This window comes from Kribbella sp. NPDC104740 (genome assembly GCF_055583505.1).
Map to the genome: position 1 here is coordinate 464,485 of NZ_JBVJNV010000002.1, position 15,688 is coordinate 480,172.

Annotated in this window: 10 protein-coding genes; 3 read left to right on the top strand and 7 right to left on the bottom strand. The window is 71.0% G+C overall.

Features of this window, described 5'->3' with window-relative positions:
* Positions 1 to 2: 2 nt before the first annotated feature.
* Entirely contained in the window at positions 3 to 710 is a 708-nt protein-coding gene (locus ACZ6Z4_RS11775; protein ID WP_465561741.1) for a histidine phosphatase family protein, read from the bottom strand.
* 51 nt (positions 711 to 761) lie between these two features.
* Between ACZ6Z4_RS11775 and corA the strand changes: the two genes are divergently transcribed.
* Positions 762 to 1,736, top strand: a complete 975-nt coding sequence (gene corA, locus ACZ6Z4_RS11780) for a magnesium/cobalt transporter CorA (RefSeq protein ID WP_465561743.1) — start codon at positions 762 to 764, stop codon at positions 1,734 to 1,736.
* Between the two features lie 24 nt (positions 1,737 to 1,760).
* Here the strand turns inward: corA and ACZ6Z4_RS11785 are convergent, their stop codons facing one another.
* The gene (locus ACZ6Z4_RS11785) at positions 1,761 to 2,588 is read right to left on the bottom strand and encodes an undecaprenyl-diphosphate phosphatase (RefSeq protein ID WP_465561745.1); all 828 of its coding nucleotides are present in this window, start codon (positions 2,586 to 2,588) and stop codon (positions 1,761 to 1,763) included.
* A 3-nt stretch (positions 2,589 to 2,591) separates the two neighbouring features.
* Positions 2,592 to 3,650 (bottom strand): LLM class F420-dependent oxidoreductase, encoded by a 1,059-nt coding sequence (locus ACZ6Z4_RS11790; RefSeq protein ID WP_465561747.1) that lies wholly within the window; start codon positions 3,648 to 3,650, stop codon positions 2,592 to 2,594.
* Between the two features lie 51 nt (positions 3,651 to 3,701).
* Between ACZ6Z4_RS11790 and ACZ6Z4_RS11795 the strand changes: the two genes are divergently transcribed.
* Together ACZ6Z4_RS11795 and ACZ6Z4_RS11800 are read left to right on the top strand one after the other, a co-directional pair.
* Positions 3,702 to 4,643 carry an aldo/keto reductase gene (locus ACZ6Z4_RS11795; protein ID WP_465561750.1) on the top strand — a complete coding sequence of 314 codons (942 nt, stop codon included), beginning with the start codon at positions 3,702 to 3,704 and terminating at the stop codon, positions 4,641 to 4,643.
* Between the two features lie 28 nt (positions 4,644 to 4,671).
* Positions 4,672 to 4,857 (top strand): DUF5703 family protein, encoded by a 186-nt coding sequence (locus ACZ6Z4_RS11800; RefSeq protein ID WP_363673895.1) that lies wholly within the window; start codon positions 4,672 to 4,674, stop codon positions 4,855 to 4,857.
* 7 nt (positions 4,858 to 4,864) lie between these two features.
* On the opposite strand, the gene ACZ6Z4_RS11805 is transcribed toward ACZ6Z4_RS11800, so the two are convergent.
* The 4 genes from ACZ6Z4_RS11805 to ACZ6Z4_RS11820 all read right to left on the bottom strand — a co-directional run bounded on the left by ACZ6Z4_RS11805 (position 4,865) and on the right by ACZ6Z4_RS11820 (position 15,651).
* The gene (locus ACZ6Z4_RS11805; RefSeq protein ID WP_465561753.1) at positions 4,865 to 5,605 is read right to left on the bottom strand and encodes an N-acetyltransferase; all 741 of its coding nucleotides are present in this window, start codon (positions 5,603 to 5,605) and stop codon (positions 4,865 to 4,867) included.
* A gap of 43 nt (positions 5,606 to 5,648) precedes the next feature.
* Positions 5,649 to 6,980 (bottom strand): M20/M25/M40 family metallo-hydrolase, encoded by a 1,332-nt coding sequence (locus tag ACZ6Z4_RS11810; protein WP_465561755.1) that lies wholly within the window; start codon positions 6,978 to 6,980, stop codon positions 5,649 to 5,651.
* Between the two features lie 74 nt (positions 6,981 to 7,054).
* Positions 7,055 to 13,414, bottom strand: a complete 6,360-nt coding sequence (locus ACZ6Z4_RS11815) for a hypothetical protein (protein ID WP_465561757.1) — start codon at positions 13,412 to 13,414, stop codon at positions 7,055 to 7,057.
* Positions 13,411 to 15,651, bottom strand: a complete 2,241-nt coding sequence (locus ACZ6Z4_RS11820; protein ID WP_465561759.1) for a CHAT domain-containing protein — start codon at positions 15,649 to 15,651, stop codon at positions 13,411 to 13,413. The genes ACZ6Z4_RS11815 and ACZ6Z4_RS11820 overlap by 4 nt, the downstream gene beginning before the upstream one ends.
* Positions 15,652 to 15,688 lie beyond the last annotated feature (37 nt).

Consider the following 15,688-nt stretch of genomic DNA (forward strand, 5'->3'; position numbering starts at 1 on the left):
ATCTACCGGCCACCGACAACCGCGTCCGAGGAGGGTGCGGCGGACTTCCTGGCGCCGCGCTTGGTCTTGGGCGGCGGCGGGACGAGCGAGGCCAGCTCGCTGCCGGAGTCGTTCAGCCGGACCAGGAACGGGCGGGTCGCGGTGTAGGTGATGATCGTCGTACTGGCGGTGTCGACGACGATCCGCTGGAAGGTGTCCAGGTGCTGGCCGAGGGCGTCGGCGACGATCGCCTTGATCACGTCGCCGTGCGAGACCGCGACCCAGAGCGCGTTCGGGCCGTGGCCGGCGGCCAGCGCGGCGTCGTGGGCGCGGACCGCGTCGACCGCGCGCTGCTGCATGCCGCGCATCGACTCGCCGTTCGGGAAGGTCACCGCGGACGGGTGCTGCTGGACGACCGCCCAGAGCGGGTCCTTGGCCAGCGTGCTGATCTTCTGGCCGGTCCAGTCGCCGTACCCGGCCTCGGTCAGCCGCCGGTCCGTTGCCGGACGCAACTCGGGGTGGTGCTTGGCGATCGCCGCGGCGGTCTGCTTGCAGCGGTCCAGCGGCGACGTGACGATCGCGGCCAGCGGCAGCTCGGCCAGCCGCTCGGCGACGGCAGCGGCCTGCTGCACGCCGGTGTCGTCGAGCTTGACGCCCGGAGTCCGGCCGGCCAGGACGCCGGACGTGTTGGCACTGCTACGGCCGTGCCGGACCAGAATCACCGTGGGCATAGACCGCACGTTATCCGGTCCGCGCAAGTGCTCGATGCGATAGTGGGTCTTGTGATCGTCGACTGCGGGGTGTACGCCGAGGGTGAGCGGATGGACCTGCCCGCCGACCCGGAGACCGTCGCGCAGGCGATCGACGACCACGGCGAGAGCTTCGGGTGGGTCGGCCTGCACGAGCCGTCGGAGCACGAGCTGACCCGGGTGCAGAAGCTGTTCGGGCTGCACCCGCTGGCCGTCGAGGACGCGCTGAAGGCGCACCAGCGGCCGAAGGTCGAGCGGTTCGGCGACTCGGTGGTCGTCGTCCTGCGCACGCTCTGGTACGTCGACGCCGGCGACGCGGTCGAGACCGGCCAGGTGAGCGTGTTCGTCGGGCCCCGGTACGTCGTCACCGTCCGGCACGGCGAGGGCGCGCCGCTGACCACCGCCCGGCAGGACCTGGAGGAACGCGCCTCGGTCCTCGGCCACGGCCCGGCCGCCGTCCTGTGGGCGATCTGCGACTCGGTCGTCGACGGCTACGAGTCGGTCGCCGAGCAGGTCGAGATCGACGTCGACGAGGTGGAGAGCTCGGTCTTCTCCCCCGAACGCACCAGCGACGCCGAGCGGATCTACCTGCTCAAGCGCGAGGTGCTGGAGATGCGCCGCGCGATCGGCCCGCTGCGCGACCCGATGGAGGCGTTCGCGCACGGCTCGGTCCCGCTGGTCTCGAAGGATGCGGCGCCGTTCTTCCGCGACGTCGCCGACCACGTGATCCGGGTCTCCGACCAGACCGACGCCCTCGACACGCTGCTGAGCTCCGCGCTGAACGCGCACCTGGCCCGCGTCTCGGTGCAGCAGAACGACGACATGCGCCGCATCTCCGCCTGGGTCGCGATCGCCGCCGCCCCGACGATGCTGGCCGGCATCTACGGCATGAACTTCACCAACATGCCCGAGCTGCGCTGGTACTACGGCTACTTCGCCTGCCTGGCCCTGATGGCCGTCGTCTGCACCACCATGTACGCCGGCTTCCGCCGCGCCGGCTGGCTGTAGCCCCCGGCGCGGCGTACCGGCGTACTAGGTCGCGGTGATCGTGCTCGTGGCCAGCAGGATGACGATCACGATGCCGAGCAGCACCCGGTAGAAGGCGAACACCTCGGTGGTGTGCTTGGCGACGAACTTGATCAGCCAGGCGACCGAGGCGTAGCCGACGACGAAGCTGACGACCGTCCCGACCACGACCGGGACGACGCCGACATCGCCGCTGAGGGCCTCGGGCAACTGGAAGATCGCGGCGCCGACCAGCGCCGGGATACCCAGCAGGAAGGCCATCCGGGTCGCCGCGACCCGGTCCAGGCCACGGAACAGACCCGCGGTGATCGTCGCGCCCGAGCGCGAGACACCCGGGATCAGCGCCAGGCACTGGATCACACCCATCACGATCGCGTCGATCAGCGTGATCCGGGTCAGCGGGCGGGCCTTGCTGCCCAGGCGCTCGGCCGCGACCATGAAGAACGACCAGCCGATCAGCGACCCGGCCACCCACCACATGCTGCGCAGCGGGCCGGAGATCAGGTCCCGGAAGACGAACCCGACGACGCAGATCGGCAGCGAGCCGACGATCACGAACCAGCCCATCCGGTGGTCGAACTCACCCCGGTACTCCGGGTGCCGCAGCCCCTTGAACCAGGCCACGGCGTACGTCCGGATGTCCTTCCACATGAACAGCACGACCGCCGCGATCGCGCCGAACTGGATCACCGCCGTGAAGGCCGTGATCGCCGGGTCGTCGATCTGCTGCCCCAGGATCTTCGAGGTGATGGTGAGGTGCCCGGTGCTCGAGACGGGCAGGAACTCGGTGAGCCCCTCGACGATGCCGAGGATGATGGCGTCCCAGATGGACAAGTCTCAGTCACCGATCCCGGCGTGGTCGAGGGCCTCGGACACCTGGCGCAGCGCGGCGACCCGCTCGTCCACCGTCGAGGCGAACGGGGTCAGGGCGAGCGTGGTCGCCCCGGCCTCGGCGTACGCCGTGAGCTTGTCGGCCATCCGCGCCTTGTCGCCGAGCAGCGAGATCGCGTCGATGAAACCGAACGGGACGGCCGCCATCGCCTCCCGGTGCTGCTTGGCCAGGTACAGGTCCTGGACCTCCTTGGCGGCGTCGGCGTACCCCATCCGCACCGCGAGCTGGTTGTAGAAGTTCTTCTCCCGGCTGCCCATCCCCCCGACGTACAGGGCGGTGTAGCCGCGGATCGGGTCGGCGGCGGCCTGCAGGTCGTCGCCGGTCATCACCGGCACGGTCGCGACGACGTCGAAGCCGTCCAGGCCGAGGCCGGGCTCGCGCGTGGCGCGGCCCGTCCGGATGTGGTTCAACTGTTCTCCCAGGTACGCGGGGTCGTTCAGGATGCCGAGCCAGCCGTCGGCGATCTCGCCGGCCAGTTCGAGGTTCTTCGGCCCGACCGCCGCAAGGTACACCGGGACGTGGTCACGCAGCGGGCGGGTGGACAGCTTCAGCGCCTTGCCCGGGCCGTCCGGCAGCGGCAGCGTGAAGTGCTTGCCGTCGTACGCGATGGTCTCGCGGCGGAGCGCGCGGTTCACGATCTCGACGTACTCGCGGGTGCGCTCCAGCGGCTTCGCGAACCGGACGCCGTGCCAGCCCTCGGACACCTGCGGGCCGGACACGCCGAGGCCGAGCCGGAAGCGACCGCCGGACAGCCGGTCCAGGGTCGCCGCGGTCATCGCGGTCATCGCCGGGGTGCGGGCCGGGATCTGCAGTACGCCGGCGCCGACGTCGATCGTCGAGGTCTGGGCGGCGATCCAGGTGAGCAGCGTCACCGCGTCCGAGCCGTACGCCTCCGCGGCCCAGGTGACCGAGAAACCGAGCGCTTCCGCCTCCTTCACCAGCCTCAGGTGGTCGAGGTGGTCGTCGCCACCGAGTACGAAGCCGATGTTGAGTCCGAGTCGCATGACAGGCGAGCCTAACGAGCCGTTCCCCGTCGTCGGCAATAGGCTCGGTGTATGCAGCAGCGCTATCTGGGTCACAGTGGTCTGGCGGTGAGCCGCCTCGGACTGGGCACGATGTCCTGGGGCCGGGACACCGACGAGCACGAGGCCCGTGAACAGCTCGCCGCCTTCGTGGCGGCGGGCGGGACCCTGATCGACACCGCGGCGGCGTACGGGGACGGTGACAGCGAGCGCCTGATCGGCTCGCTGATCAGCGACGTCGTCGACCGCGACGACCTGGTCATCGCGACCAAGGCGGGGTTCAGCGTACGCCGCGGCGAACGGATCACCGACACCTCGCGCGGGGCGCTGCTCCGCGACCTGGAAGGGTCGCTGCGGCGGCTGAACGTCGACCACATCGACCTGTGGCAGCTGCACACCTGGTCCGACGACGTACCGCTGGAGGAGACGCTGTCGGCGCTCGACCACGCGGTCAGCTCCGGCAAGGTCCGGTACGTCGGCGTGTCGAACTACGCAGGCTGGAAGTCGGCCCGGGCGGTCACCTGGCAGCAGGCGTGGCCCGGTCGCGCCGTACCGGTGTCGAACCAGGTCGAGTACTCGCTGCTCGCCCGCGACGCCGAAGCCGACGCGATCCGCGCCGCCGGTGGGCTCGGGATCGGCGTACTGGCCTGGTCGCCGCTTGGACGGGGCGTGTTGACTGGGAAGTACCGGACCGGGATCCCCGCGGACTCCCGGGCCGCGTCTCAGCATCTGTCCAGATTCGTCGACCCCTACCTCGACGGCCGCGGTTCGGGCATCGTGGAAGCGGTCGCCCGCGCCGCCGACGGGCTCGGCTGGAGCCCGCTCGAGGTCGCCCTGACCTGGGTCCGGGACCGGCCGGGCGTGACAGCGGCCATCGTCGGCGCCCGGACGGCGATGCAGTTGAAGTCGGTGCTGGGAACGGAGGAGCTCACCCTTCCGCCGGCCATCACGGCCGCGCTGGAGGATGTGTCGTGAGGTAACGCCTGAAGTGACGGAGGTGCGGATGGCCGAGTACGAGTTGCAGCAGTTCGAGGTGTCCCGAACAGAGTCCCGCGGCGCGGTCCGCCGCCTGCTCACCGAACACGCCGAGTACGGCGGCTGGGAACTCGCCCGGCTGCGGCGGTACCCGGACGGGCGCCGAAAGGTCTGGCTCCGGCGCCGCATCATCAAGGTGATGCGGACGCTCTGATCACTTTCTACAAGTCGTGCCGCACCCAGACATTCGGCTCGACGTACACCGCATGATCATGCTCCGCGTCGCACATCACCGGCGCCAGCGCCTTCGGGACCAGCACCGGCCCCGTGCGATCGAACGGCAACCCCGTCCACTCGCGCCACTCCCCCAGCGTTCCCGCGATCACCATCGAGCGCGGCGCGACCCCGATGATCGTGCCACCCGCCCGCACGTGCACCCGCAGCCACGGGTCCTCCGGGAGACCGTCGGCCCGCACCCGCTCGACGTACTCCGGCATCGGCACCGCCGGATCAGCCTTCCCGTTCGGCCGCACCGGCGCGTACAGCGTCGTGTGCCCTTTGGCCTTCACCGCGGCCTTCATCGCCGCGAGCATCTCGTACGACAACCCGCGCCCGGTGTGACTCGGCCGGATCATGATCTCCAGCGCACTCGACACGTTCACCGCCCGCCCGCGATCGAGGTCGTCGCACCCCCACTGCATCACCTGATCCCACCCGCCAGGCGGCAGCTCCGTCCGATCCCCGGAGCCGAAAGCAAACCCGATGCTCCGCGCATGCGCGACCAGCTCGCCGTCCTCGGTCGCGATCAGGCACTGATCGGCAAAGTCCTCCGTCACCCGCCACAGCAACGCATCCGCGATCAGGTCGTTCAGCATGAACCGCGGCCACACACCCCAGAAGTCCCCCAGGTACGGCGTGACCTCCGGCCGCTCGGCCAGCGTGGTGATGACGATCTCGGACATACCGGTCAGCATCCCACCGGCACGTCCGAGCCCCCAGCGGTTTTCAGGCCTCCGTCAGGAACCGGTCGAGCACCCGCGAGCCGAACTCCAGCGACGCGGTCGGCACCCGCTCGTCGATGCCGTGGAACATGCCCATGAAGTCCAGGTCCGGCGGGAGTTGCAGCGGGACGAAGCCGAAGCAGCGGATGCCGAGGCGGGACCACGACTTCGCGTCGGTGCCGCCGGACATCAGCAGCGGCGCCGTACGGGCCTGCGGGTCCTCGGCGGCGAGGCAGGACTTCATCGCCTCGACCAGGCCGCCGCTGAACTCGGTCTCCAGTGCGATGTCCTCGATCACCGTCTCGCGCTGCACCTTGTCGCCGAGCAGTTCGTCGATGGTCGCGAAGAACTCGTCCTCGTACCCCGGCAGGAACCGCCCGTCGATGTGCGCCTCGGCGTCGCCGGGGATGACGTTCACCTTGTAGCCGGCGTTCAGCATCGTCGGGTTCGCGGTGTTGCGGATCGTCGCGCCGAACATCCGGCTGAACGACCCGAGCTTCGACAGGACGCCCGACCGGTCCTCCGGGTCCAGCTCGGTGCCGAGCAGGTCCTCCAGCGTCTTCAGGAACTCCCGGACGGTCGGCGTGATCCGCAGCGGCCACTCGTGGTCGCCGATCCGGGTCACCGCCCGCGCCAGCTCGGTGACCGCGTTGTCCTCGTTCACCATCGACCCGTGCCCGGCGGTACCGCGGGCCTTCAGGCGCATCCAGTTCATGCCCTTCTCGGCCGTCTCGATCAGGTACAGCCGCAGGTCGTCCTGCACGGTGATCGAGAACCCGCCGACCTCACCGATGCCCTCGGTGCAGTCCGCGATCGTGTCCGGGTGGTTGTTGATCAGCCACTGCGCGCCGTACAGGCCGCCGGCCTCCTCGTCGGCGGTGAACACCAGCCGCACCGGCCGCCGCGGCTTGACCCCGGCCCGCTGCCGCGCCCGGACCACCGACAGCACCATCGCGTCGAAGTCCTTCATGTCGACCGCGCCCCGCCCCCACACGCACCCGTCGAAGATCTCCCCCGCGAACGGATCGACCTTCCAGTCCTTCGGGTCCGCCGGTACGACGTCCAGGTGCCCGTGCACGAGCAGCGGGTCGGCCGACTGGTCCTCCCCCTCCCAGTGCGCGACCAGCGTCGCCCGCCCCGGCTCCGACTCGTAGATCGTCGACTCGATCCCCACCTCGTCGAGCTTCGCCGCGACATACTCCGCCGCGCCCCGCTCCCCGTTGCTCTTCCCGTTGCCGTAGTTGGTGGTGTCGAACCGAATCAGCTCGCTGCAGAGCTCCACCACCTCCGCATCCGGCCGGTACGACGTGCTGTCGGGGGTCGTCGGAGAAGTCATGAGCCCATCCTGCCCCACGGGGCTGGTCGATCCACACCGACCTGCGCCGGGCGCTCCCCACCCCGGGCAGCCGGTCAGCTCCGCAGCGCGCCGTCGCGCAGGTACAAGCAGATGTCGTCGGCCAGCTCGTCCGGCAGACTCTCCGGCGTCTCGTCCGACCACCCGTCCCACCCACGCACGATCGCCTGCGCCTGACGCCGCGCCTCCCGCAGCCGCCCGGCCAGCGGATCCTCCTGCTGCACCGTCCGCACCAGTGAAGCCCCGAACCGGTAGATCCGATCCCGCTCCAGCTTCAGCGTCGCAGCGATCTGCGTGACGACCTCCGTCGCCAGCTCCGGCGGCAGGCTCGGAATCACCACCACCGCCCAGGAACCGTTCGCATGCACGCCGTACGCCAACTGCTTCAACCCCGCGACGGCGGCGCGGTCGGTCTCCGTACGACGCTCGATCGCGTACGGCTCGACCTGCAGCACGACGAGTGTCCTCCCCCCGGCCACCGAATCACCGGTCAAACGCCACGACGCCGACGAGGACGGCACCTCCGCGGCGGGCGACTCCTCCGGGATCTCCAGCCAGGCACCGGTCCGCGACGGTCGCCCGATCACGTGAACGACCGCCGGACGAGTGAGCTTGTCCGACGGAAGCACCCGCTCCGCCACCTGCGACCACACCTCTTCCGTCCCGCGGATCCAGGCCGAGGACGCGACGACCCCGACAGTCACCTTCGGCGGTCTGACCGGCGACACCGTGCCGGACGACTCGTTCGAGACCCGGCCGACGTACAACGGCCCCGAGGTGGGCCAGGTCGGCGGTCGCCCGTCGACCGCTGTCTCGACAGCCCGCTCCCACCCGAGCCCCGCCAGCTCCAGCGGTACGTCGAGGGAGATGCGCAGCACGGCCTTTCCCTGCGCTTCCCGAAGCTCCCGCAGCGGCCGCACGATCGCGGACGGCGGCGCGCCGACCCTGGACCCGACCTCCCACGACGCCGTCGCGGCCAGACGCTCGGTCGTCTCGAACAGCCGCGCCGGCCGGCGCCCCAGCATCGCGTTGTACAGGTCGAACATCAGCCTGACCGACTCGCCGAAGGACGCCTGCCGCCGGTGCATCCCCGCCTCCCGGATCCGCAGCTCGACGGTCACCGCCGCCCCGGTCGCCGCCGGCCGTACGACGAGACGCGCCGCGGTCCCCTGCCGCCCGAGATCGGTCACGGTCCGCGCCAGCAGCCGCGCGATCCACACGGCGCCGAGCGGCAGAGCAGCCAGTACGACGGCCGCCGCCACCGAGATCCCGATCGCCGGCAGCAACTCCTGCCCCGACCGCACCTGCACCACGGTCGCCGCAGCCACCCCCAGAGCAGCGACCACCCCGCTGACCACGTTCGCCGGCACCCGCGCGCCGCGTTTGGTGACTTCGAGGTCGTACCCGCCGTGCCACAGCTCCACCGGCAGCATCTCGTCCTCGGTGTCTCGCGCAGCCGACAACCAGGCCTGCACCGCTTCGACCCGCGCCCACCACCCCATCTCGTCGGGCGCCGCCGTACTGCCGGGTCCCGGCCTGCCGCCGATGACCGACTCCGCCGCCACGAGCACAGCCTCGAGCTTGGGCCGGTTCACCCCGCGGACCACCGGCACGTGGGACCTCGCGATCGCCGCGCACAGCGCGGCCTGGGTCGCCGCCCGCCGGTCGCCCGCCGCGAGGAACCACTCCTCCGCGAGGTCGAGCAGCCCGATCGCGTAGTCCGGCAGCCGCAGCGCCAGCAGCTCGCCGACCTCGAACGCCAGCTCACCCAACCGCCGTGGCCCGAGCGCCTCGGGGATCGGCTCCCGGGCTCTGCTCTCGTAGGCACTCAACCGCAGCCGTGCTCGGGCGGTGGCGATCGGGTCAGGCGGGAAGTCCACGGCGTACGTCGTGGTCTCGCTCCCCGTCAGCGCCCGCCACTCCAAACGGTCGAGCTCCTCGTCGAGCGGCCGGTCCGCGCGCGCCTTCCAGCCCTTCTCGTTGCCCAAGGCCCGCAAGCGCTCCCGGGAGCCCGCGCCGAACGCCGCCTGGAACTGCCACTCGTCGGTCGTCAGGCTCATCACCTCGCTCGGCGGCGCGGTCAGCGCCAGTACGGCGAGCGCCGCCTCGCGCAGTTCTTGATCCTCGGACCGCGCGCAGCGGTAGACAAGGTACCGCTGCGCCCCCATCCGGCCCCGGCGCAGCACGTGCAGCGTCGCCAGCTCAGCCGCGCGGACCGTCTCCAGGTCACCATCGTCGGCCGACGCGAGCCGATCGCCCAGGACCTGCAGTGCGCGCTCCGGGTCCCCGTCGGACAGCAGCGCGTACGCCGCCGACATGAACAGCGGCGGCGTCCGCCGGTGCACCCCGCAGACGGGTCGCGGGCGCATCTCGAACCGGTCCCACTCGAGCAGTTCCTCGGCGACTGCTCGGCTCACCGGGCGTCGCGCGAGTTGTTCTCGCAGGACCGCCGAGCGGAGGCGCTCGCCGTCGATGGTCCGGGTCGCCTCGTCCGACCACAGCGCCATCGTGTCGTCGTCGACCGGGCTCGCCAGGCCGAGCATCACCCGGTACAGGCGGATGCGGTCGCGCATCGAGTCCGGGACGACCAGGTCCAGCCAGACCTGGTCCGACTCCGCCCAGATCACCTCCGCGACGTCGAGCGCGAAGGTGTTCTCCGCCGACATCCTTGCCCGGAGCAACTGAACGTGGGCCCGCAGGTACGGCGGCAGGTCCACGAGCTCGGAGCGGTCCAGCCACTCGTCGAGGAAGCTCACCTCGCGGAGCTCGTCGAAGTCGGCGACGCGGTCCAGGGCGGCGCAGCACGAGGCGACGAGGTGAAAGGTCTCCGGCTCGACGGACAGGAAAGGGGGCGGCGGCGAAGCGTCCGGGCTGGACGAGGAGTTCGCCGTAGCGGGGGCCATCAGGTCGAGGGGCCGGAGAGTCTGGCGTAGCACCTGGCCGAGGTCGGCGATCTCGTTGGTGCTCAGGAGTGCCCGCTGCCCCAGCCAGACCGCCCGGGAGGCGTCGCTGTCCAGGTGCACGGTCCCGAGAACGAGCTGCCAGAACGTCCGCGCCTCTTCCTGCCGGCCCTCGTGGGTCAGCCACGCCGCGTGGGCCGCCTCGACCGACGCCCGCGTCGGGTGCCGCGGGCGGCGGCCGAGGAGGCCGTTGTCGCCGAGCAGCTGGCGGACCAGTTCCTCGATCCAGTCCCAGCGGGCGCCGGCGGCGGCTCGGAGGACCAGGTTGTGGACGTGGTCGGCGGCGGTGTCTTCCGGGAGGAGCTTCAGGGTGTCGTCGACGAGGAGTGGGGAGAGTTCGCCCAGGGGGCGATCGTCGAGGCGGTCTTCCAGGACCGGGATCAGGCCGCGGCGTACTCGGTCGAGTTCGTCGATGCGGTCGTTGTGTTCGTAGTACGCGCGGAGGCGGTCGTGCATGCGGGGCTCGAACTGGAGCTCCACGCGGGCCGCCGGGTCCGGGCCGGCGGAGCGGCGGATCCATTCGTGGTCGGCGAGGGCCTCGAAGGCTTCGCGGAAGGATTCGTGGTCGCCGTCGAAGACGGACTCCAGGAGTGCGGCGTCGGCTCGGTGGACCAGGGCCAGGGCGGGGAGGAGGGACTTGGCGGCCTCGGACTTCACGCGGGCGACGATGCGGCGGTCGATGTACGGGTCCACGCCGCCGCTGCGGATCTCCTCGGCGGTCAAGGTGCTGTCGGCGAGCAGCCAGTCGGCGTACAGGGCGAGGTCGAAGGGGAGGTAGCGCTGATCCCGGGGCGTCTCCGTCGAGCGCGCCGGCTCGTCGAGCAGCCGGCTTTCGCGCCAGCGCACGCGCGGGTCCTGTCGTTGCTCGCTTCGGGCGAGGACCTCGGCCTCGACCTCCGCTGGTACGTCGAGCTTGCGGATCCTCCGCAGGTACTCGCGGGCCTCCGGCTCCGTGAAGCCGCGGATCTCGTGGACGCGCAGGTACGAGCGCGCCGGCAGGTCGTCGACGGAGCCCTCCACGGTCCACGCTTCGGGCCCTGGACCGTTGCCGCTGGCCAGGGGGCGGCGGCCGGCGAAGACGACCTTGAGGTCTACGCCGGCCCGCTCGAGCATCGCTCGGACCGTCTCCAGGATCGTGAAGGTCGCGGTGACGCTCGGGAGGTGGGTGTCGCCGGGTTGCCAGCGGACCAGCTCCTCGCAGGTGTCGAGGAAGATCACCACGCGACGCCGGCCCAGGAGGGTGAGGTAGTCGCAGAAGGTGGTGAGGAGGGCCTGGAAGTCGGGGTCGTCGACGGGCTCAGGGCGTTCGGAGGCCGGTACGGCGTTCCAGGTGCGGTGCAGGGTGGAGACGTTCTGGTGGAAGGCCGCGACCGTGGACTCCTCGTGGCCGGCGCGGGCGTACAGCTGCAGCTCGGCCATCAGTTCGAGGAGCAGCTGGCCGGGGCGTTCGCGCGGGTAGTCGGGGGTGAGGTAGTCGAAGTCGACACGGCCGACGGCCATCTCGTACTCGTCGGCGGAGCGGATCAGGTGGCTGAGCAGAGTGGTCTTGCCGACGCCGCCGGAGCCGAGATAGTGCAGCGCCCAGGCTTCGCCGTCGTCGGCGAGGAGGTCTTCGAAGGCGTTGATCTGTTCGTCGAGCAAGAGCAACGGGACGGCTCGGCGGGCATCCTGGCGCTGGCGGTACAGCAGCTCGACGCGGCGGGCGGCGTACCGGACGGAGCCTTCGAGCTCGTTGCCGAGCGTCGCCGCCAGCAGCTTCGCGGTGTCGATCCAGTCGAGGGCTCCGGGGAGGTCGCGGGCCGTGAGCGCGCGGCCGACCTCGTGGTCCAGGAAGCGCGCGGCCTCAGCTGCGGAGAGGCGTTGGCCGGTCGCCTTTGCGAACCGCGCCCAGCGCTGGACGGGGGCGGGGACTTGCGTGCCGGTCAGGCTGATCGCGAAGGCGATGTCGTGGACGACCTTGTGGAGAAGGGATTCGGGGACGTCGAGTTGAGCCAGTACGTCGTGACGCACGGCGTCGGGCATCCAGAAGGAGTCGGCGGTGCCGCGGTTGCGGACTACGCGGAGGGATTCGTTGATGAGGTGGGCGCGGTCGGGGTCGTCGAGGTGAGGGATCAACCGCGCGAGGAGGCGGAGACGGGTGGGGAAGTCCTCGATGGAGTTGACGGTGGCGGCGTAATCGGCGAGTACGTCGGGTGGGAGGGCCGGGGCGAAGTTCAGGCCGGCCTGGAGGCGGCGGGCGGGTTCGCCGATCTGCGCGACGGCGCGGAGTCCGCGGTCGACGAGCGGGGCGGCGGAGGGGGCGCCGTCGAGGGCGGAGGCGAGGGCGGCGAGCGGGCCGGCGGATTCGGCGGTGTCGGGCAGCTCGGCGGCAGCGCGCAGGGCGAGGTCGACAACAGCCGTCTCCCGTTCGGAGGCGAGGATCGAGGCCGCAACGGTGACCCGAGTGGCCGGGTCGGCGAGACCTTCGAGCAGCTGGGTCAGTCTGACAACCTCAGACTCCGTCGCCGCCCCCGCACAGACCCGGAGTCCGTAGGCCAGAGCCCGTGTCTGCGGATCCTGAATCGCCAGGTCCACGCCCTGCGGGGGATCTGCCCGGCTCACCGCAAGCAGCAGGAGATCGCGTTCCATCACGTCCAGCACCTCTACCGCGTCCCCATGCGCCCGGCGCGCCAAGGCCGATGACTGCTCAGGCCGGTGCCGGATCAGATCGAGCCGAAGCCTGGCTCGGTCCGCAGGATCCTCCACTCCATCGATCGCACCCTCGACGTCCCCCAGCAGCAAGTCCGCGACCTCGACCTGTGCGGTCGCTCGATCCATCGGATCAACCAGTGAGTTCAACGCGCCGGCAAGAGCGCTCATCACCGGCCGATCATCCGCGAGGTGCCGGGCCAGCTCCCCCAGCAACCCCGGCCGCTGATCCGCCCGCGGCACCTCCAACACCGCCGCCACCGCCTCCGGCAGCAGCCGAACCCGCTCCTCCTCAGGCAAGTACCCGAAGATCCCCACGAAAGCCGTTGCCCGAGGCCCCGGTCGGTCGATCGCCGACACACACTCGACAACCATCCCCCACTGCGAAGCAACCGGCGCCAGCGCGACCACTGCGCTCGCCCGCAGCGCAGCATCCTCAGCCCCCACCGCGAGCTGCAGCGCATCCTCAACCAGGTCAGCCGGCAGCCACTCCGCCAACCCCGCCAGCAGCCTCAGCTCCTGATCCCCACCACCCCGCCCCGACCGCGCAACCCGGCAGATCCCCGCCTGCACCGCCCGATCGACGAACGCATCCAGGTCACCAGCAGGAAACGAGCACGACTCCGCCAACGGCCAAGTCCACGAAGGCGTCACCGCCAGCCACAGCAGCGCCTGCCGCCCGAGCTCGTCCAGCTCCGCTCGCCGTCGCCGTACGACGTCGGCCGTGATCCGCCGCTCCAGCTCCGCGATCCTCGGCTCGGCGCTCATCGGCCCGCCTTCAGCCACTCCAGGTGGTCCTCGTCCCGCGCCGGCACGACGAACCCGGTCTGCTGCGCGAGCTTCACCCAGATCTCGTACGCCGGCTGGTGGAAGTTGAACGGGATCCCCTTCAGCGTGTTCCGCGCGTTGTCGCGCACGGCGTGGAACAGCCCCTGCGCGATGTCGGGGTTGAACACCCACGACTTCCCCAGCACATGATCCGCCGCGACCCCGGCGCCGGCGAACGGGTGCAGCAGCACCGTCTGATAGGCCATCAGGTCCTCACCGTTCAGCATCGAGAACGGCGCCAGCTCGACCACCTCGAGCCACGGATGTGCCTGCTGGTTGGGGATCAGCGAGCGCACCCACTGGTCCCCGCTGCGCCCGTGCGTCCAGGTCAGCACCACCGGCACCGGCGAGGCCTTCGTCCCCAGCCCGTACGACGTGAACAACCCGTTCGTCCGATCCAGTACGTCGTCCAGCAGTCCGCCGTACTCGTCGATGTCGTCCATCAGCACCACGATCCGGCTCTGCGGCCCCGCGAAGTACGGGATCTGCCGCGCGACGTCGCGACGCAGGTTCTTGAGATCGGTCTGCAGCGCGCGGTTCAGCACCAGGGCCGTCACCTCGCCGGCGCGCTCCAGCGCCATCCGCACGTTCAGCTCCAACCGGTCCCGCGCGTCGGCCTCGAGCGCCAGCAGCTGGGTGTCCTCCTCGTCGATCCCGAGCACGTTCACCCGCACCCGCGAGATCTCGTCGAGGAACAGCTTCCCGAGCCCGGACGCCGTCCGCGGATGATCGCGATCGGACGTCAGCAGCAACGGCAGGTGCCCGTCGCGCAAGGCATGAGCCGCCAGCTCCCGCAGCAGTCTGGTCCGCCCGGTCCCCTTCAGCTGCGAGCCCGTGTACGCCGCCAGCCCGTACTTCGTCGTCCCGGGCTCGAACATCCGGCGGAACGGTGGCAGGAAGTTCTCCCGCGCGCAGAACACCGGGAGGTGCCCGTCGTCGTACCCGCGGATCCAGCCGTCGAGCTCGTCCCAGCGTTCCTGGGTCGCGGTCGTGTCGAGCGGCCGGTAGTCGGTCGGGACCTGGCTGGACAGGAACACCGCGGGCAGCGCCCAGTCCATCCCCGCGACCGGATCCTCGGTGGTCGCGAACGCGGCGGCCCGCGCCTCGGCAGTGGACCGGACCAGCGGCTCGCCGTGCACGACCGACTCGGCGAACGTCCGCGAGAACAGCCGGCTGGCCAGATCCGCGACCCGCCCGGCCATGCCGACGACGACCGGGATGCCTCCGGCAACCAGTTCGGCCGCCATCGAGGTCGCGTCGTTCGCGCCGAAGAGCCGTTCGGAGCCAGGCGCGCCGGCGGTCGAGCAGGCGCTCAGGACGACGATCGTCGCGGGCGTCGCAGCGCGTCGCAGGTCGGAGAGGATCTGGTCGGCGTACCGGCGTTCGTCGGCTTCCTGCTCGTCGGGTTTGAGCAGCAGGTAGCCGCGGCGGGTCTCCGCGTCGATGCCGCCGTGCGCGACGAAGTGCACGATCTCGGGCTGGAACTCCTCGATCTCGTGGCGGATCTGGCTCGGCCGCGCGTGCTCCAGCACCCGGTAGCGCAGCGCGCGCCCGTGGTGGCCGAGCTTCAGCAGCGCGAGCAGCTCGGCGGCCGGCCGCAGGGTCTCGTCGTGCCACGACGCGCCGATCACGAACAACGCCCGCGGCGGTACGCCGAGCGGCGGCGGCGCGGCGTACGCCGTCTCGACCAGGCGGGTGATCGCGACCTTCGTCGTCGGCGTGCCGGCGACGAGGAACCCTCCGCCGGCGCAGAGCATCTCCCAGTTCAGCCGCGCGAGGTCGATGTCGTCGGGGCGCAGCGCCAGCGCCAGCTCGATCGCCTGGTGGCCGTGGGCCTGCGCGGTCTGCAGGATCTCGGACCAGCGGTCGTTGCCGAGCAGGACGTCGAACAGGTAGTGCCCGAAGCGTTCCTGCTCGTCCCGGGTCGCCCGGCGTTCGCGCAGCGCGTCGTACAGGGCCATCACTTCGGCCGCATCGAACGCCTCCGCCAGACCGTCGTGGTCGGCATCCCGATGATGCAGCTCGTACGGCGGCCTCGGGATCGTGTGGCCGGTCCCGTCATCGATCCGGATCAGCTCGTCCGGCCCGGCCGACTCGGGTTCCCACGTGGGCAGGTCAGGGCAGGTCGTGGTGACCTTCCACGCCTGATCGACCTTCACCACGAACCGGAGCGTCATCGGGCTGGCTTCCTGCTCGAAGCGGTGTCACTGTGGC

Excerpts from the sequence above, each read along its gene's own strand:
- ACZ6Z4_RS11795 (WP_465561750.1), top strand. The coding sequence starts at position 3,702 with ATGCAGCAGCGCTATCTGGGTCACAGTGGTCTGGCGGTGAGCCGCCTC.
- ACZ6Z4_RS11810 (WP_465561755.1), bottom strand. The coding sequence starts at position 6,980 with ATGACTTCTCCGACGACCCCCGACAGCACGTCGTACCGGCCGGATGCG.
- ACZ6Z4_RS11820 (WP_465561759.1), bottom strand. The coding sequence starts at position 15,651 with ATGACGCTCCGGTTCGTGGTGAAGGTCGATCAGGCGTGGAAGGTCACC.
- ACZ6Z4_RS11800 (WP_363673895.1), top strand. The coding sequence starts at position 4,672 with ATGGCCGAGTACGAGTTGCAGCAGTTCGAGGTGTCCCGAACAGAGTCC.
- ACZ6Z4_RS11805 (WP_465561753.1), bottom strand. The coding sequence starts at position 5,605 with ATGTCCGAGATCGTCATCACCACGCTGGCCGAGCGGCCGGAGGTCACG.
- ACZ6Z4_RS11815 (WP_465561757.1), bottom strand. The coding sequence starts at position 13,414 with ATGAGCGCCGAGCCGAGGATCGCGGAGCTGGAGCGGCGGATCACGGCC.
- ACZ6Z4_RS11790 (WP_465561747.1), bottom strand. The coding sequence starts at position 3,650 with ATGCGACTCGGACTCAACATCGGCTTCGTACTCGGTGGCGACGACCAC.
- ACZ6Z4_RS11775 (WP_465561741.1), bottom strand. The coding sequence starts at position 710 with ATGCCCACGGTGATTCTGGTCCGGCACGGCCGTAGCAGTGCCAACACG.